Below are 18,353 nucleotides of genomic sequence, written 5' to 3'. Positions count from 1 at the left end.
TCCGATTGAAAATTTTGGATCGCTGCTTAAATTTTCAGGCGCTCGACAATTTTTCCGCCGACGATATGGACATCGATAATTTCATCGATATCTTCTGTATCAACGTAGGTGTACCAAACGCCTTCCGGATAAATCACTAGCGTCGGGCCTTCTTCGCAGCGCTCAAGGCAACCGGCTTTGTTGATGCGGACCTTGCCATCGCCCGCCAGACCGAGTCCTTTGATGCGGCGCTTTGCGTGCTCTTGGGCGGCCTGGGCACCGCTATGCGCGCAAGATACGCGGTCACCGGGAGGGCGTTCGTTCAGGCAAAAAAAGACGTGGTGGGCGTAATACGGGGCGGTTGCCGGGACGGCCTCTGTGAAGTTGTCGTTAACAGTATCGAGTGGGGGATTGCTCATGGCGGAATCTGTCTAAAGTGCGAAAAAAGTGTCAGCAAGAATCATACACCCGCGGCTTTTCGTTTCGCACGGTGCATGGGATGAAATAGAAACCATAGGGTAAAAAATGGCCACAACACCGCTAAAAACTGGGCAGCGCCGTTAAAGTTAAGAAATTTGCCTAACGACCACGTTTGCAGCGTTTCTACGAAATAAGGATTGTCGGGGACGATATTGACGATCAGCAAGCTGATGGTGACCGCGATGCCAGCGACCCAGCGTTGCAGCATACGGGGCGCAAACCCCAGTGAAATCAAAATGGTCACACCGGTCAACAACCCTGTCAATGCGCCCGGTGTCAGCCAGACCAGCGTATTGTCGGGCGTAAATAGCAACGCCGACGCAAATGCTTTCACCAGCAACGTCAGCACGATCAATAGCGTGGTCAAGGCGATTTTTGGCGCATCTTTGCGCAGTACGATTTGCAACATTAAACCTGCGCCAATCAGACCACAGGCGGTAATCGCCGTCTCTGTCATCCAGTATTGCTCGGCCGAGAGTTGCGCATCGTTCGTCATCCATGCGGCCAGATCAATCGGCTGCTCAAACCAATCCGTCAACCAGTTCGACAACATCAATGTCACTTGTCCAAAGCCGAACAGATGACTCAGCGGTGCCAATTGCGCCACCGGCCACAGCGCGATCATCACCATTCCGTGGCTAGCTTCGCGATTGAACCAGCGCTCACGCAGTTGGAGTAGTTTGCTGTCTGGCCCAAAACGATGGCGAATAATTACCCCAATGATGCCGCCTAACAGCCCGCCGCAACTATTGGTCAACAAATCAAGATTAGACGATACTCGTGTCGGCAAATACGTTTGCACCGCCTCCATCGTGCCGGAAAATAAAATCCCCGCTATCGCGATCAGCAAGACGGTCGCCACCACCGGAATTTTGCGCGGCAGTACCAGCGCCAGCAGCAATCCCAATGGCATATAGCCCACAACATTGGTCCAGACATCGAACACGGTCCAGTAATGCGGGAACGGCGCGCTCAGATACGCCCACGGAGCCAGCCCGACATCGCGCCAGCCCGCAAATGGATACCAACTTGCATAGACAATTAATAACAAATAAATCACCAGACTGACCCGCGCAAACGAGGACGAATGCAGCGAAGGCAAATGTTTTTGTCCTTGCGTTGACGACCGACCTGTCATTGTGGACCCGCCTTGATGCGCTGAGACCACGCGCTAGAGGAGCGAAATTTCCACGCCATCATTTCTTCACCGGTAAACGTGTCAGCCATGCCATCAGATCATCGATCACAGCATCATTAGCGGTGGCAAAAGCCCGCGCGCCACCGGCGGCATCCGCAGTTGGCGTCGCAATCTGGCGACTAAACGTCTTTTGCGCCGCCAATACCCGGCCATTAAACAGCGAAGCGCGGATCGACACCTGGGCAACGCTGTGCGATGCACTATCGAAAGTCTGACTGAAATCGTCCATATCGATCCGCAGCACGGGCAGGTTCACCGCACCGTCCGATAACGATACGACTGTGCCGCCAGCCAGACTGATGCGCGCCTTCAGACGCTGGCTGAACAGTTGCGGCGGCGGCATGCTCCAACGCGTAGTCGCATACGGACGCGGCTGCAAATCGTTGGCATACGCCAGCCTAAACATCATCATCGTGGTATCCAGCCAGACCGGCGCATGAACATCGGCCAAACTAAGACTAAGCGCTGGTAAAGTCGCCGTTTCCGCAGGACTCACCGCAGCGCTGGCAACAATCGGCAATGGGCCAAAATCATATTGCGTATAAGTAATCGTTTTAGTAGCGCAGCCACCGATCAGCAGCAAGCCAAGCGTGATCAGAACGCTGTTTAAGAGCCGATTTTGCGTATTTTTGTGCATGGCATTCCTGTCTTATTTAGCTGGCGCAGTAAAACCTGCTTCGCCGGGTCCCGGGGCCGCACCGCCACTACCGAATAAAATACTTTGCGGCTGACGATTAAAGTTTTCCAGCGTCTGATTCAGGCTGCGCATGGATGTCCCGGCCTCTGTCGCCAACGCATTAAATCGAGGCAACGCGTCGTATTGCACACTGTCGGCCACAGAACCGACGTTATCCACCGCCCCCGACAACTTAGCCATTGGGCCGTTGGGCGACTGCAAACTAGCGGTCAAAGCATTCAGATTATTACTCAGCGCCGACATGTTTTTTGACAGCGCCGTGATCGAGGTCAGCGCCTGACTTAATTGCTCGGTCATCACCGGCAGCTTGATCAGCGTCGGCTGTAACTGGCGCGGAATTGCCGCATATTCATTGGCCGCGTTACTGACATCGCTAAATGCCGCAATCATCACTTTTTGATTAACCGGATCAAGCAAGCCGTTCAGCTTGGCAACAGTGGCTTCAGCCTGCATCAAAATGGCTGCGCCTTTGCTTTGAATATTATCGAAAAGGCTGGGACGCAACGCAATCCTTGCCGGTTTAGCCACGTTACTTGCCAATTTAACGGGATTGCTGCCGTCATCGTCTAGTTGAATGTAGGCCAGCCCGGTCACGCCTTGATAGCCCAACGTGCCAAAAGTGGCGTGGGTCATCGGCGTATCGAGATTAATTTTTAGGCGAATCAGAATCTGGCCGGGGACTTGCGGATCAAAAACGATGCTATCGACCTTGCCGACATCCAGCCCGCGATAGCGCACGTCAGCCTGGGGATTCAGCCCCGGCACCGATAGTTTGGTGGCGATTTCGTAGGGCACGCGTTCTACCCGGTCGCTGTTGAACCACATCACGCCGAGAATGGCCGCAGCCAACAGGGCGACGGTGAACAGTCCGGCAATCAATGCGTGCGCTTTATTTTCCATGATGCACCCTAACCCACTGTGTCCTGCTCGCAATGTGCCGAGAGGAAGAAATTTTCGATAAACGGATGCCGGACTTTCATCACCTGTTCCGGCGTGTCATAGGCAATAATGCGCTTTTCAGCCAGCACGGCGACTTTGGTAGACAGACCCAGCAACGACTCCAGATCATGGGTAATCATCACCACGGTCAGGTGCATATCTTTGTGCAGCGACAGAATTAATTTAACGAAGGCCGCCGATGACGCCGGATCGAGCCCAGCGGTTGGCTCATCCAAAAAGAGTAATTCCGGCTCTAACGCCAACGCCCTTGCCAATGCGACTCGTTTAATCATGCCGCCGGATAAATCGGAGGGCATTTTGAGCGCGTGCTCGGGACCGATACCGGCTAATTGCAATTTAAGTAATGCCGCATCCTTGACCAGCGTTTCTGGCAGCGCACGTAATTCTCGCATCGGCAGCGCCACATTATCGAGCACCGTCAGGGCAGAAAATAACGCGCCCATCTGAAACAACATGCCCCAACGGTTTTGCAATGCAGCCATCTGATCCACACTAGCACGGCTAAGATCGGTGCCAAATACAGAAATCTTGCCGCGTGTAGGCCGTTGCAAACCCAGTATCTGGCGCACCAACGTGGTTTTTCCAGAGCCGGAACCACCAACAATGCCAACGATATCGCCTTGTTGGATCGTCAGATCGAGATCTTGCAGAATCACGGTTTGACCGAATTGCGTCCAGAGTTTTTCGATCTGAATAACCGCTGGCGCGCTTGGTAAGGACTGGGCTGAATGTGGGGACAAATGTGCTATCAAAATCCGACCCCGCTAAATACAATGGCAAATACGGCATCGGCCAGAATCACAATCGTGATCGCGCTGACGACTGAGGTTGTGGTCCCTTGACCCAGGCTCTCCGTATTAGGTTCAATCCGCAACCCGAAATGGCAGGCAACCATCGCAATTAATCCGCCAAATACCGCGCCTTTGCCAAGCCCGATCAGATAATTTGGCAATGGCACCGCGCCCGGTAATTGCTGCAAAAAATACGTAGGCGACATGCCCAGCTGCACTTGCGCTGCGGTCATCCCGCCCAACAAGGCCATCGCATCGGTCCAGATCACCAACAGCGGCATCGCCACCAACAAGGCAATCACGCGCGGCAGGATCAAACGGAAACCGTGCGGCAAACCCATTACTTCCATTGCGTCGAGCTCTTGCGTTACCCGCATTACGCCAAGCTGGGCGGTAATCGATGAACCGGAACGCCCGGCGACTAAAATCGCCGCCAGCAAGGGTCCCAGTTCGCGGATGATACTCATCCCCAAAATATTCACCAGATACACATCGCCGCCAAAGGTATGCAATTGTTGTGCCGAGAGAAACGATAGCACTACGCCGATCAGAAAGCCGACAATCGCGGTAATCCCCAGCGCCTGAAAACCGACATGATAAATATTCGCCGAAATTTCTTTCCACGGTGCCCGATGCGGCAAGCGCAACATCCGCGCCAGATCCAAAACAAATTGGCCCAACAGCGCCACAAACCCGCTTAAATGATCAAACCCGACGCACCACCAGTCATAAATGACATTAAACAAGCGCCTTCTGGGAGGAGCAGGCGGCACCGCCAACGGTCCGGCCTCCTCTAGCCGCTGGAAGAATGCACGTTGCTGGCGCGCCATCGTCAACGCGGGCGGACGTTTTTTGCCCCATGCGTTCCACAATAATTGCGCACCAATATGGTCAATCGCATCGATTTGCGATAAATCCCAGCGCAGATCGCTTTGCTGGCTGCGCGCTGCCAGCTTTTTGAAAGCAACCTGCAACCTGCGCATGACGCCCGGTTGCGTAAGCGTATGGACCTGCCAATTTCCGCTGACCGTGACCGTCGTTGCGCCACTGTTGCGACCGTCGTTAGCGCGTGCAGCGTCGTTTAGCGCGGAAATGGCAACAGAGGGAAGTTGAACGGCGGGATTTGGCATGGGACAAGTTTAAGTGAGATTTCAAACAAAATCTCACTCTCCGGGGTTTTATAGGCAAAAGCCCACTGTCATCGGCTGCCGCCATTAAATACATGCGGGCAACTATTTGACCTCAGCCAGCATCCCGTTACAATGCGCGGCATGACATCCTCACTTTCTGCCGAGCTTATCTTTGCCCTTTCCACGCTCCATCCCGATCAAATCACGATTGAGGTGGTGGCCGAAACCGGCTCGACCAATGCCGATTTATTAGCAAGAATACAAGCGCCGCAAGCTAACGATGCGCCTATGACACCGATGCTGCTGATCGCCGAACAGCAAACCGCCGGTCGTGGTCGCGCCGGGCGGACCTGGCTTTCTGCACCCTCTGCGGCGTTAATGTTTTCGTTGGCATGGCGCTTCGAGCAACCGTTGCAAAAACTGGTTGGGCTGCCACTAGCTATCGGCGTGGCGATTGTGACTGCACTCAACACCTATTTGGTACAAGCGTCCGGGGCACCGCTGGCCTATCCGACCGATCACGGCATCCGCCTGAAATGGCCTAACGATTTGCTGCTGAATGGGGCCAAACTAGGCGGTATTCTGATCGAAACCGCGAATGGCGCACCGCATGAGGTGAACAATGCGCAATCCAGTTGGGCCGTAATTGGGGTTGGGATCAATATCGCGATGCCAACCGAGATGCAACACCAACTAGGTCGCAGCGTCGCCAATTTGCCACTGCCGCCGGCCGCCGAATCTGACCGAAATCTGCTCATGGCAACGTTATTACGCAGTCTGCGGCAAACGCTGGAAGAATTTGAACAACATGGTTTGGCCCCCTTCGTTCCCCAATGGAACCAACTTCACGCGCATGCGGGTCAGCAAGTGGTTATTCTGGATCAGGGCAAGGTCTTGCATGAAGGCACAGCACTGGGCATCGATGAAATCGGCCGTTTTTTGCTGCAAACATCGCAGGATGGTCGGCCTATCGCTATCATGGCAGGCGACATTTCGTTACGCGCCAAGGAAGAGTAAGCATGGGCATGTTATTCATTGATGCGGGCAATACGCGCATAAAGTGGGCTTTAACTGACGTACCAAGTGCCGATGGCGGCGCGCAGGCCGTGCCGGTCTGGCGCGAATACGGCTCTGTTGCGCATGGCGAAATGGCTGATCTGCCAACTTTCTGGCGCGGACTTAACGTCACGCGCGTGTTCATTTCTAACGTCGCTGGTCATCTCATCGGGGAGCGTTTGCTGCAATTGCTGCAACGTGCTTTTGGTGCCAGTGTTGTCCCGAAATGGTTTGCCTCAGCCCCGCAACTGGCCGGAATACGCAACGCTTACCGCAACCCAACTCAGCTCGGTTGCGATCGCTTTGCCACCGCGATTGGCGCGCATCGCTTATATCCGCAGCAAGCACTATTAGTCGCCACCTGCGGCACGGCTACCACCATCGATGCGATCAGCGCCGATGGCGTGTTCATGGGCGGCATGATTTTACCGGGCTTGGGCTTGATGGCGAATGCATTGGCGGGCGGCACCGCGCAACTACCGCTGATTGTCCATCACGTTGTGATCACCGCGCCGTTTGCCGACAACACCGACGATGCGATCATCAGCGGCTGCATCGCTGCGCAAGTAGGCGCAATCTCGCACGCCTTGGCATTACAGACGCAGCAGCATGCGGGAAGCGCCATCAAATGCATCATCACCGGCGGCAGCGCAGAAGTCATAGCGCCCTATCTGCCGATGCCGTGCGAACGCGTCGATCATCTTGTCCTGACCGGACTATGGACCGTCATCGCCGCAGAAACCGCATGCTGAACGACTATCAAGCTATCGTCATAAAGAGTGTAGAAACGTCATGTTGAAATTCATTTTCTGGTTGCTGGTACTCGGCAATGTCGGCCTGTTCGCGTTACAACGCGGCTATCTGGACGATGCCGGGATAGTCAGCAGTGGCCGCGAACCTGCGAGACTCACCAGCCAACTTCAGGCAGATAAAATAAAATTGATGGCAGCCACTGATCTGGCCGGCCCAAAAAATACGGCGGCAACTTCAGCTGGCGTCAGCACGTCGGCACCGCAAGCTAGCAACGCTGGCACCGCAACACCCCCAGCCTCCGCTATCTCTGCTGCGCCTGCCGCTTGCACCGAAATCGGCAATTTCAACGCTGCCGAGGCGCGCAGATTTTCTAGCCAGCTGGCAGAGTTAGCGCCCCGCCTCAGCGCCAGCCGTCGTGAAATTCAGGAAGTCGGCAGTTATAGAGTGTTCTTGCCAACGCTGGGCAGCAAAGAAGCGGCGAACAAAAAGGCCGCCGAACTACGCGCGCTTGGCATTACCGATTTTTTTGTGATCCAAGAAGAGCCGCCACTGCTTTACGGCATTTCGCTCGGCACTTTTAAGATGGAAGAAGCCGCGCAGCTACAGGTGAAATTATTAGAGAAAAAAGGCATCGCCGGACTTCAGATCGCCCCGCGCAACGCGACCGCTATTAAAGTTGCGTTTCAATTGCAGGCATTAAGCGTGGGCGATAAAGCCGTATTTGACAAAATCATGACCAGCTTTCCGCATCAGGAAATACGCAGCTGCGAATAAGTTTATTTCAGATCAGATGGCTGCAATGTCAATAAATGTTGTAAACACGTTGGGCAATAGCATGTCGTCGACGCTGTCACATTTGCAGACGGCGCTGGCGCATTAAGCACGGGCAACGCCTGACACCAGCAAGGCGTGGTGCTATGGGTCGCAGCGCCGCAACTAAATTGCGCATTGCAAATAGGACATTGCATCATCGTCATGCGTCTCTTTTAACGTGTTGCCGGAGGGAACAAATGGTAGGATTATTTGTCCTCTTCACAACACTATCCTATGATTTATTGCGTACTTACTTAAATTCTGCATTTTATCCAAACATCCGTATTACGCATCCAACAGGCAGCCACTTTTCCATGTAAAATCGCGCCCATCGTCGCACGCCTATTTGTGCATTGCACTTGGCCAACTTTGGTCGCACACTTATACGCGGTTTACTGTCCACCTTTCCAGACTTTCTCGCAGGATATCTCATGCTCGATTTGACCGATGAACTTGCCACTATTGCTCCTAAAGTAAAAGCCGGAATTCTGGCCGAGGCGCTGCCATATATTCGCAAATTTCATGGCAAAACCATCGTCGTCAAATACGGCGGCAACGCGATGACCGAAGAGCGCCTGAAGCACGGCTTTGCGCGCGATGTCATTTTGCTCAAACTGGTCGGCATGAATCCGGTAGTCGTCCACGGCGGCGGCCCCCAAATCGAGAATGCGCTCAGAAAAATCGGCAAGCAAGGGACATTCGTCCAGGGTCATCGGGTCACTGACGAAGAAACCATGGAAGTCGTTGAATGGGTATTGGGCGGCGAAGTCCAGCAGGATATCGTGATGCTGATCAATCATTACGGCGGTCAGGCGGTTGGTTTGACCGGCAAAGACGGCGGCCTGATCCGTGCGCGTCGCATGAAAATGCCAGACATGCAAAATCCGGGACAATTTCTGGATATAGGTTTCGTCGGCGAGATTGAGGCGATCAATCCCGCGGTCGTAAAAGCATTGCAAGACGATGCCTTTATTCCGATCATTTCACCGATTGGTTTTGGTGCAGACGGTCAGGCTTACAACATTAATGCCGATGTCGTCGCGGGCAAAATCGCTGAAATCCTCCACGCAGAAAAATTGATCATGATGACCAATATTGCGGGCGTTCAGGATAAAGACGGTAATCTGGTCACAGATTTGTCAGCACGTGAAATCGACGAAATGTTTCAAGACGGCACGATCTCCGGCGGTATGTTGCCAAAGATTTCTTCAGCACTAGACGCGGCCAAAGCTGGCGTCAATGCGGTGCATATTATTGATGGCCGTATCGAGCATTCGCTGCTGCTGGAAGTATTGAGCGAACAGGCTTTTGGCACCATGATTCGTTCGCATTAAAAACGTCTCGGGAAGTATCGGTAAAAAAAATAGGGCGAACCAGCAAGATGCTGGTCCGCCCTATTTTTATGTAGGCAGTTATACAAATGCGCCCATTCTGAGGGCGCTTAACTACACTTAAGCAGCCACTTGCGCAGGCACCAGCAGCGCCAACTGTTCCGGCGTCAGATAACACCAATCGCCCTCTTCCAACCCCAGCGAAGTCAGTGTCACCCCGCCAATAGCAGTCCGTTCCAGCGCAACGCAATGGTTGCCAGCGGCGACCAGCATGCGCTTCACCTGATGGTATTTACCTTGTTCCAAAATGATTTCGATATGGTGATCATCGATCATTTTGCAGCTGACTGCCGCCAATGGCGCTGGCTCATCGTTTAATTGCACGCCCGCTAATAATTGCGCCACCAATTCCGGCGTGACCGGATCATGCGTTGTAGCGACGTAGACTTTAGGAACGTGGCGCTTAGGCGATGACTGCGCGTGGATGAAACTGCCATCGTCCGACATCAGCAACAAGCCGGTCGTGTCGTGATCCAGACGCCCGACCGGCTGTAGTTCACGCCAGGTGAATTCCTCTGGCAAAATTGACAACACACCGGGATGATGACTAGGCTTGCGTGAGCATTCGATGTTCGGCGGTTTATGCAAGGCAATATAAACCTGTTCGCGATAGACCCATTCTTCATCGAACAGCACAAAGGTCAGACCGTCGGTTTCGATCTTGCTGCGGTAATCATTCACAATCTCGCCATTGATGCTGATTTCGTCGTCGTCGATTAACGTGCGGCAATATTTACGGGTGCCGACGCCCTGCGATTGCAGGATACGGTCTAAGGTCAGTTTGCTCATGGATGCGGTGTGAAATGCGTAAAAAAGGTCGAATGAATAATAAATAGCGCCGTTTTAATGCTGCAACGGTCCAAAATGATCTCCCGGATGATACACAGGTCGCCAGCGTTATTCTTGTATTCTGCGTTGAACAGGCCAACAAACACGTAAATAAAGCAGCCGCAAATTGCACAAAAATGCCGTATTGACGACCAAATATTATTGCCCCGTCGCCACGGGATACGGGACAGGCAGCACGCTTTTAGCGCCATCGAGATGCCTCAGATTAACAATCACCCTCTCCACATCCGGCTCTGTGCGTACAAAGGCTTCCAGTGCACTGGCAGTTACGGCGGGATCATCGGTGCAGCCTTCCACCCAAACAAAGCGGCGCTGAAAGGTCAGCCATAAACTGCTTCTGGCAAATGCGGATTTCTTGGCAAAGTGGGCTGCCACCGCTTTGCTAATGTCATGATCATAAGCGTAGGAGTTAGGCTTACTGCATTGTCCGGCTAGCCAGCAACTAGTACCACGCTCCACCCGCCAGTGCGATTCTTTGCGAGCATCGTCTTCGGTCATCATCGGACCAAGTGGCAGCGGGCACGCGGGCAGCGCATTGCGGACTTGGATAAAAGGATCATTGAACCAGTTTTTTAGCGCGGTATCACCACCAGCATCAGCATCAGCATCAGCATCAGCGGCGGGAAATAACGCCAACACCATCAAACTCACTAACAAGATAGCGATTCTGCGATGCAGCATCATAACGGCCTCCTTCGATGGCGACGCTTTTGACTCTTTCTGTGACAGGAGTCGCGCCGATAACTGCGGTCATGCACCTATTATAAATTTTCAGCCGAAAAGGGCTTTTTGCTAGGTTTTGCGTGAAGATGGTTTCTGATGATTTTTGAAGCTGACTTATTTCACACCGTGATGCCGAAAACACTCAGCCGTATGATCGTCCACCAATCCAATACCTTGCAGATAAGCGTAAATAATCGTTGAGCCGACAAATTTAAAGCCGCGCTTCAACAGATCTTTTGAAATGGCATCCGACAACGCTGTTTTTGCCGGACTAGGATTGCCGCTGCCCCAATTTCCTTGCACTGGTTTGCCATCAACGTAAGCCCACAAATACGGATCTAGTCCACCGACCTCGTCGCACATCCGCAAGTAGGCTTTCGCGTTAGTAATCGTGGAGGCGACCTTCAGACGATTGCGAATAATCCCCGCATTTGCCAGCAGTTCCGCCACCTTGTCTGCATCGTAGGCAGCGATCTTAGCGGCATCCCAGCCATCAAACGCGGCACGATAATTTTCGCGTTTGTTGAGCACAGTTTCCCAACTTAATCCTGCCTGCGCACCCTCCAGATTCAGCATCTCGAATAACCGTAGTTCATCGTGACAGGGCACGCCCCACTCTTCATCGTGATAGCGAAGATACAGCGGATTATTGAAATTGGCCCATCCGCAACGGGTTGGTATTTCGGCAGGCTCTACGGCGATTGGTTTCTTTTTTGTCATAGTCGAATTAAGAAATTTCCACGTTTACATGTTAAAAATCCAGAAAACTCTCGTGTGCATTTACGTTAATCTCATTTCTTTTCTGAAAGGAAATTTATGATGAATGCACTCAGTGCGCTGAATTTCAGCGGCTTTGTTGTCGCTGCTTTTACTGCAAATCCATTCCGTAACACGCCGACGACATTTGCCAGTAATCTGGTGTCCGCTGCCACCTGCCATATGGATCGCGCCAGAAATGACGCTTCTGGCGGCGGCCATGATTCTTACCGGCAACCATGCGCTTCCGGTAGTAAACCCGAAGAAAATTACCATGCCGGAAATGCTTCTCAAGATGCTAATGCACAACGACATGCGGACAACCAAGCAGACCGGGCCCGATCGAGCAATGCGCCCGATAACTATCGACAACCTGACGCTTCTGGCAGTAAAGCGCGAGAAGACTACTATGGGCGAAACTCCGCACAAGAATCCGACGACCAGCGGCGTGCGATAAAGGATTTGGAAGCAAGCTCGCGCGCAAACAATCTAGCGTCATCAGATCAAGGATATCGTTTGAAGTTAAGCCTAGCAGAGGCAGAAAACAAAAAAAATCACCCCGACAAGAGGGAATACTATACCGAACAAGCGCAACGACACGCCAACCTCGCCAATTTCTATGCCGGGCAATCGACTCAAAGCAGTCAAGAGGCGCAAGCCCTGCACACAAAAATAGAAAGACGAGAAAACCCGTACACGCCTTCGGCATCTAACTTTGAATCCCCTATCCCTTCAAGATGGTCAGATCGCGGTGGAGACGATAGCAATCAAAGCCGCGGTCCCAGCGCGTTGCATCCAAATCGTTAATCCCATGCAATCGTCGTAGTAAAAACGCGCAATCCTCCAACGGTATTGCGCGTTTCTCAGTCCAAAGCCGCTGCTGGCGTTGCATCAGATGTCAACGACAGATCAACATCGCACCAGGTTTCAATCAGCTTCTTTAAATCTTCCATACGTAAAGGTTTTTTCAGCACACCATCCATGCCCTCATCAAAACAGCGCTGCGTATGGGCCTGATCCACCGCAGCAGAAATCGCGATAATCGGCATGCGCTGCAAACATCCTGCGCCTGATCGCGCTTCACCCAACCTGATTTCACGCGCCACCTGATAACCATCTTTACCGGGCATATAGCAATCCAGCAACACCAACGGAAATGACCGATGCGCCAGAATTGCCAGCGCGGCACGGCCATCTTCAGCCAGCACAATATTGCAACCCAGCGCCTCTAACTGACGCTGAATAACCAGTCGATTAATCGGATGGTCATCGACTACCAGAATAGTAGGAACTGCAGGGATGACCGAAGGCCCGGCGGGTACCGCGCTCTGGATAATCGGCGACGTAATATTGAACGGTACAAATTGCCGCTCTGTCGTCGTCACCGGGATAGTGAAACACATCGTTGTGCCGACCCCGATTTCACTTTTTAGCACCAGCGTCCCTTGCATCAACTCAATCAGTTGACGGCAGATCGTCAATCCCAAACCAGAGCCGCCATAGCGGCGCGTTGTCGCGCTGTCCGCTTGCGTAAATGCGTTAAACAACCGGGCTTGTTGCGCAGTCGCAATCCCAATACCGGTATCGGTCACCGTCACTTGCAACACGGAGGCGGTAATCTGCGTGGCTTTTGAGAGTTGCAGGCTGACCGTCACGCTGCCCTGCTCGGTAAATTTGACCGCATTTGAGAGCAAATTCAGCAACACCTGACGCAAGCGCGTGGGATCAACCGCAACATCGAGATTCAGCGGCAGATGACTTTCCAGCAAAAGTGGCAAGCCCTTTTCAGCTGCCTTGATCGCCGCCATGCTAATCGTCGTCTGCACCAGCGCGACGATATCAGTCGGAATCTGCTCAAGCTCAAGCCGATGCGCTTCCAGTTTGGACAAATCCAGCACATCATCCAACAACCCCATCAACGCATCCGCAGCCGACCCGGCCACGGTAATTAATTCTTGCTGATGCGGCGCAAGCCGCGAGCGCTGCAACAGCTCCACCGAAGAAAGAATGGCGTTCATCGGGGTCCGAATTTCATGGCTCATCACTGATAGAAAATCCGATTTCGAGCGTTCTGTGCGGATGGCCGACCGCTGCGCTGCCTTAGCCCGTAACGCGAACCAAATAACCAGCGCCATCGCTAGCACCAATACGGTCAGCTCCCCCGCGTAATATTGGGTCAGGGTGCCCCAGGACGGCGCACCATAATCCGACTCTTCCAGCCATTCGTCGAGCATCACATTCGTTTGCAACGCCGTCAGCGATGCCAGCGATTTATCAATGATAGAAGCAAGAATCGGCAAATCATGGCGCACCGCCATTGAGATGGTGGCGGGCATGTGCCCGATCGTGCCAGAGATTTGTAGCGTGTTTAAATATTTACGCTTTAAGAAAGGCTGCGTCGCCACGTCCACCCCTATCGCGGCATACGCACGACCATCGGCCACGGCTTTAAGCGCAGTATCGGAATTACGTTGCGGCAACAACTTGATCAGCGGATAACGTTGTCGGATTTCCTGCTCATAAGCGCCGCCAGCCTTGATGGAAACGGTTTTACCGTTGAGCTTGCGCGGATCAAAAATGATCGGCGCATTGGCCGCACTGACAATAATTGTTGTCCCGATAAAATAGGGCGCACTGAAAATCACTTTCGATCTGAAACCATCCTCGGCATAAGTTTCTGACACTCTGGGCATCAAATCGATTTTTTCCTGACGCATTGCCTCCAGAGCCGCAGCCGGACCATCGACAGGAACGAATGCAAATGCCAGACCGGTGATCTTTGAAATCGCGCGCAGATATTCGGCCGCCAAACCTTTGTAGACGCCATTTTCGACATACTCAAGCGGTCGCCAGTCAGGATCGCCAGAGATCGTCACGATGGGATGCTGTTTGATCCATGCCCGCTCGTCAGCGGAAAAAAGCTGCAGATTCAACGTGTGCGGTGGTGGCAGAGTCCTAATTTGCGCATGCGCCTGCACCAGCAGCAAGCTCAACAAGCAGGCAATAACCCCCAGTAAAACAAGTATCTGCCAGCAGCGTCTTATTGCTATGCGCATAACACCCCGTGTGTGAAAGTGAATAATGTTTCCAGCAAACAAACGCAATTGCGGATTAAGCAATGGCAAATGTGCGTTTATAAACGCCGCTTGCAGTTGGAAGATATCTCGTCGCGTCCTGCCTTTTGCGCCCTAAACGGTGGGTAGCAAAAAATGTGGAGGCAAAGCGGGAACGATGGTGAGCGGATTATACTTACAAATCCATGAAATACTGTTTTTACATACAGCATTTTTAAGAGAAAAGGTCAATGTTTTGTGACAAATAATTACCTAAAGGAAATAACCAAAAGTAGTTTGGCATGCGCTAAATTGACTTAAAAGTTAATTTCATAAGAGGCTGCTTCTCTGATTATAGGAGTAAAAGGTGCAATCTTAAGCTGACTCCCTCGCTCCATATTTCAAAAAGCAACTATGACTGCGCGACCCACAGTTTCTAAAAATATACAAAAAACAATGGAGCTTGCAGGAATATCTCAAGCAGAATTAGCCAGATTGACCACACTGCCACATCCCACCATCAACAAGATTTTGCACGGCCTGACAAAGGATCCTCGATTAAGCACGGTGCTGCTTATCGCAGAGGCTTTAAAAGTCCGCCTCAATCAACTGGCCGGGGTCGATCCTCTGCCATCGGCAACCGAGGATATTTGACTTGCCATCATGGTGTAAGTACGAATTCGGCTTGCAGAAAAAAGCAACATAAAGTGATTACTTCGACATTTAATGCGAATGATAATGATTATTGTCTCGTATAATAATGGCGAATAACTATCGGCATGCCATCTAAATAGCTATCAAAAAACGTCCGCTCATCAGTCCTGCCGTTTAGGCCGCAATGCTTGTATTGCGTGATGACTGATCGCTCACAGACTGCTGCGTTATCTACGTCGTACGCATCAAATGATCTCGCCAATTCTCATCAACACACCCTGCTCTTTTATTCCTGACATGTTTAAGAAAATTTTATTTCAGCTGCATTGGTTCATTGGTATTACTGTCGGCACCCTGCTGATGCTGATTGGACTGTCGGGTGCAATTTTGTCATTTAGGGAAGAGTTACTGGACCTGCTGAATCCGGGCGTATTAAGTATTGCATCCAACACGGGCACGCCGTTGACGCCGGATCAATTGGTCCTGCATGTCCAGGCAGCGCAACCTGGCAAGCGCATCGCACAAGTGACTGTGTATGCCGATCCGCGTACCACGGCGCGTATCAATTTTGCGCCGGAACCGGGCATGAAGCGCGGGGAGTTGGCCTACGTCAATCCGCTGACCGGAGCAGTACTGCAGGGATTGCAAGGCAACGATTTTTTCAAGTTTATCGAGCGCTTTCATCGCTGGTTGCTTCTACCGCAAGAGATCGGCAAAGTGCTGACCGGCAGCTTCGCGCTCTGTCTGATTTTCATGGCACTCTCCGGTCTCTATTTACGCTGGCCGCGGCGTCCGCTGGCATGGCGCAACTGGTTCAAAGTGAACTTCGCGCTGACTGGACGGGCGTTTTTGTGGAATCTGCATTCGGTCGTCGGCACTTGGGCGCTGGTGATGTATCTGGTGTTGAGTCTGACCGGCTTGTATTGGGCTTTTGACTGGTTTAAGGACGGCACGAATCAGCTCTTGGGCGAAAATCAAAGCGCTAAACAAATGCAACCAAAGCAGGCTGAGGGCAAGAAAAAATCTGGTGCGGGTGACGCTGATCAGGCTTCTGGGCGACGCCAAAAACGCGATGGCGCTGATGCAGCTGATGGAAATAACGCAGATCAAACGCCAGCGTTGGCGCAGGCATGGCAAGTATTTTTACAAGAAAGCGCAAAGACTGGCGGCTATAGCACGGCACGTTTGCGTTTACCTGAACGGGCTGGCAAGCCGGTCCAGATCAATTATCTGGATAGCAATCCTCCACATGAACGCGCCCGCAATCAAATGAGCGTGCAACCGCTGACCGGCAACGTGATCGAGCTTGATCGCTATGCCGATAAGTCTGCTGGCGGCCAACTGATTAGCAGCGTCTACTCACTGCATATGGGATCGTATTTCGGTTTGACTGGCCGCATTTTGATGACATTTGCAGGTCTTGGTCTGCCCTTATTCGGTATCACCGGCTGGATGTTATATCTTGACCGTCGCCGCAAAAAACGTGCGGTACGGGCCGAACGTGCCGCTCTGGCTGCGCCGCACAGTCCCTTAACTAGTCCCGCCGGTAGCGCGATGCCCACCGCCGCCAATAAGACATCACCGCTGCTGATCGCCTTCGCCAGTCAATCCGGCGTCGCCGAAAGCATGGCCTTGCGCACCGCTGCCGCTTTACAAGCCGCAGGAGTAGCGGTCAAGATACAGGCATTGTCCACGTTAGACCCAGAGCGTCTACGCCACTTTCATCGCGTGTTGCTGGTTGTCAGCACCTTTGGCGAAGGCGATCCGCCTGATAGCGCCCGGCGCTTTGCCCGTCAGTTAGCCCAACAATCGGGCAATTCGTTACCGCATGTGCAGTACGGCATTCTGGCGTTTGGCGATCGCAGCTACACGCAATTCTGCGGCTTCGGTCACACGCTCGATCATTGGCTGCACAGTCAGGGCGCACAGGCGTTTTTTCCGATGATAGAAGTCGACAATGGCGACGAAGCTGCGTTAGCGCGCTGGCAACAAGCGTTGCGTGAGCTGGCCGGGACCACTGTCGAAAACATTGCGCTTACACCATCTCCAAATACGCAGGTCAGCCCGAATACTAGTGCACAAATTGCTGCACGCTTGCCAACGCCTTATCAGCCATGGCGTCTGAGTACTCGTCACCAAAGCAATCCCGGCAGTCAGGGCGAACCGATTTTTCACCTTGAATTCTCGCTTTCCGATCAGCCTGCGGCGAACTGGGCGTCTGGCGCTTTGGTGGAAATTGTTCCGCATCATGCCATCGAGCGCGTCGACTTTTTTCTGCAACGATGGGCACTGGATGGTGCTGCGTTGGTTCAACACAATCACCAACAACTACCGCTGAGAAGCTTGCTCTCGCGTAGCATCCTGCCGAATCCCGGCAAGGATAGTTTGCCTGCGAAGGATTTGATCACGACCGCGCAACAATTGGCTGACCAGTTGCAACCGTTAGGCACGCGTCGGTATTCGATCGCATCTATTCCTGAAGACGGCAGCGTGCATTTGCTGGTGCGTCAGGTCAGCCATGAAGACGGCCTGGGTCTTGCCTCCGGCTGGCTGACTGAACATCTGCCGCTGGGGACTGAAGTCGAGATGCGCTTGCTGCCTAATCCCGGCTTTGAATTGCTGGCCGTCGATGCGCCTTGTATTTTCATCGGCAACGGTTCTGGCATTGCTGGTTTGCGTGGCCATTTGCGCTCCAGAGCACAGCAAAAGCTGCACGATAACTGGTTGTTGTTTGGTGAACGCAATCAGGCGCATGACTTTCTGTATCGCGATGAAATCGAAAAATGGCTGGCGGATGGCGTATTGTCGGGTGCTGATTTGGCGTTTTCTCGCGATCAGCCGGAAAAAATCTACGTCCAGGATCGCTTGCGTCTGGCGGCAGACAAGTTACGCAAATGGTTGCAGCAAGGCGCGGTTATTTACGTTTGCGGCAGTTTGGATGGCATGGCGGCAGGGGTGGATAGCGCACTGAGCGACATCCTCGGTGAGGATGCGCTCGATGATTTGATCGCGGCGGGACGTTATCGGCGGGATGTATATTGACTTTTCTGATGCGGGATGACCGACTAGA

Annotated in this window: 18 protein-coding genes; 7 read left to right on the top strand and 11 right to left on the bottom strand. The window is 52.7% G+C overall.

Translation table 11 applies throughout. The annotated features are described in order from the left end of the window. Positions 1-26 precede the first annotated feature (26 nt). From C7W93_RS19640 to C7W93_RS19615, 6 genes are read right to left on the bottom strand one after another with little or no spacing between them, the layout of a single operon-like run. Complete coding sequence (locus C7W93_RS19640; RefSeq protein ID WP_108441918.1) at positions 27-398, bottom strand: ferredoxin; 372 nt, start codon at positions 396-398, stop codon at positions 27-29. A gap of 41 nt (positions 399-439) precedes the next feature. Beyond that, positions 440-1,597: a VanZ family protein gene (locus tag C7W93_RS19635; RefSeq protein ID WP_108441917.1), complete on the bottom strand. Its 1,158-nt coding sequence runs from the start codon at positions 1,595-1,597 to the stop codon at positions 440-442. Between the two features lie 58 nt (positions 1,598-1,655). Next, complete coding sequence (locus tag C7W93_RS19630) at positions 1,656-2,294, bottom strand: ABC-type transport auxiliary lipoprotein family protein (RefSeq protein ID WP_108441916.1); 639 nt, start codon at positions 2,292-2,294, stop codon at positions 1,656-1,658. Positions 2,295-2,306: 12 nt separating this feature from the next. Then, positions 2,307-3,254, bottom strand: a complete 948-nt coding sequence (locus C7W93_RS19625) for an MlaD family protein (protein ID WP_108441915.1) — start codon at positions 3,252-3,254, stop codon at positions 2,307-2,309. 8 nt (positions 3,255-3,262) lie between these two features. After that, positions 3,263-4,054: an ABC transporter ATP-binding protein gene (locus C7W93_RS19620; RefSeq protein ID WP_108442238.1), complete on the bottom strand. Its 792-nt coding sequence runs from the start codon at positions 4,052-4,054 to the stop codon at positions 3,263-3,265. Between the two features lie 8 nt (positions 4,055-4,062). After that, positions 4,063-5,235, bottom strand: a complete 1,173-nt coding sequence (locus C7W93_RS19615) for an MlaE family ABC transporter permease (RefSeq protein WP_370446487.1) — start codon at positions 5,233-5,235, stop codon at positions 4,063-4,065. Positions 5,236-5,376: 141 nt separating this feature from the next. On the opposite strand from C7W93_RS19615, the gene C7W93_RS19610 reads away from it, so the two are divergent. The 3 genes from C7W93_RS19610 to C7W93_RS19600 are packed head-to-tail and all read left to right on the top strand — an operon-like array spanning position 5,377 to position 7,818. Beyond that, entirely contained in the window at positions 5,377-6,252 is an 876-nt protein-coding gene (locus tag C7W93_RS19610) for a biotin--[acetyl-CoA-carboxylase] ligase (protein WP_108442236.1), read from the top strand. Between the two features lie 2 nt (positions 6,253-6,254). Continuing rightward, a complete protein-coding gene (locus C7W93_RS19605; protein ID WP_108441914.1) occupies positions 6,255-7,043 on the top strand; it encodes a type III pantothenate kinase in 789 nt (262 codons plus the stop codon). 40 nt (positions 7,044-7,083) lie between these two features. Continuing rightward, complete coding sequence (locus C7W93_RS19600; protein WP_108441913.1) at positions 7,084-7,818, top strand: SPOR domain-containing protein; 735 nt, start codon at positions 7,084-7,086, stop codon at positions 7,816-7,818. A gap of 2 nt (positions 7,819-7,820) precedes the next feature. On the opposite strand, the gene C7W93_RS19595 is transcribed toward C7W93_RS19600, so the two are convergent. Continuing rightward, on the bottom strand, positions 7,821-8,012 hold the full coding sequence (locus tag C7W93_RS19595; RefSeq protein ID WP_225869984.1) for a cysteine-rich CWC family protein: 192 nt from the start codon (positions 8,010-8,012) through the stop codon (positions 7,821-7,823). Positions 8,013-8,288: 276 nt separating this feature from the next. On the opposite strand from C7W93_RS19595, the gene argB reads away from it, so the two are divergent. Next, positions 8,289-9,191 carry an acetylglutamate kinase gene (gene argB, locus C7W93_RS19590; RefSeq protein WP_108441912.1) on the top strand — a complete coding sequence of 301 codons (903 nt, stop codon included), beginning with the start codon at positions 8,289-8,291 and terminating at the stop codon, positions 9,189-9,191. 117 nt (positions 9,192-9,308) lie between these two features. On the opposite strand, the gene C7W93_RS19585 is transcribed toward argB, so the two are convergent. The 3 genes from C7W93_RS19585 to C7W93_RS19575 all read right to left on the bottom strand — a co-directional run bounded on the left by C7W93_RS19585 (position 9,309) and on the right by C7W93_RS19575 (position 11,540). Next, on the bottom strand, positions 9,309-10,037 hold the full coding sequence (locus C7W93_RS19585) for a pseudouridine synthase (protein ID WP_108441911.1): 729 nt from the start codon (positions 10,035-10,037) through the stop codon (positions 9,309-9,311). Positions 10,038-10,235: 198 nt separating this feature from the next. Next, entirely contained in the window at positions 10,236-10,781 is a 546-nt protein-coding gene (locus tag C7W93_RS19580; protein WP_108441910.1) for a hypothetical protein, read from the bottom strand. A 153-nt stretch (positions 10,782-10,934) separates the two neighbouring features. After that, the gene (locus tag C7W93_RS19575; protein WP_108441909.1) at positions 10,935-11,540 is read right to left on the bottom strand and encodes a DNA-3-methyladenine glycosylase I; all 606 of its coding nucleotides are present in this window, start codon (positions 11,538-11,540) and stop codon (positions 10,935-10,937) included. Positions 11,541-11,636: 96 nt separating this feature from the next. On the opposite strand from C7W93_RS19575, the gene C7W93_RS19570 reads away from it, so the two are divergent. Further along, positions 11,637-12,383, top strand: coding sequence for a hypothetical protein (locus tag C7W93_RS19570; protein WP_146177588.1), 747 nt, complete (start codon positions 11,637-11,639; stop codon positions 12,381-12,383). Between the two features lie 56 nt (positions 12,384-12,439). On the opposite strand, the gene C7W93_RS19565 is transcribed toward C7W93_RS19570, so the two are convergent. Then, a complete protein-coding gene (locus C7W93_RS19565; RefSeq protein WP_161539964.1) occupies positions 12,440-14,509 on the bottom strand; it encodes an ATP-binding protein in 2,070 nt (689 codons plus the stop codon). A 534-nt stretch (positions 14,510-15,043) separates the two neighbouring features. Between C7W93_RS19565 and C7W93_RS19560 the strand changes: the two genes are divergently transcribed. Then, the gene (locus C7W93_RS19560) at positions 15,044-15,283 is read left to right on the top strand and encodes a helix-turn-helix domain-containing protein (protein ID WP_108441906.1); all 240 of its coding nucleotides are present in this window, start codon (positions 15,044-15,046) and stop codon (positions 15,281-15,283) included. Between the two features lie 297 nt (positions 15,284-15,580). Next, positions 15,581-18,325, top strand: a complete 2,745-nt coding sequence (locus tag C7W93_RS19555; protein ID WP_108441905.1) for a sulfite reductase flavoprotein subunit alpha — start codon at positions 15,581-15,583, stop codon at positions 18,323-18,325. Positions 18,326-18,353 lie beyond the last annotated feature (28 nt).

The sequence above is a fragment of the Glaciimonas sp. PCH181 genome, from assembly GCF_003056055.1.
Taxonomy (GTDB): domain Bacteria; phylum Pseudomonadota; class Gammaproteobacteria; order Burkholderiales; family Burkholderiaceae_D; genus Glaciimonas.
The sequence above is the reverse complement of the archived record's forward strand: the minus strand, read 5'-3'. Positions and strand labels throughout refer to the sequence as shown.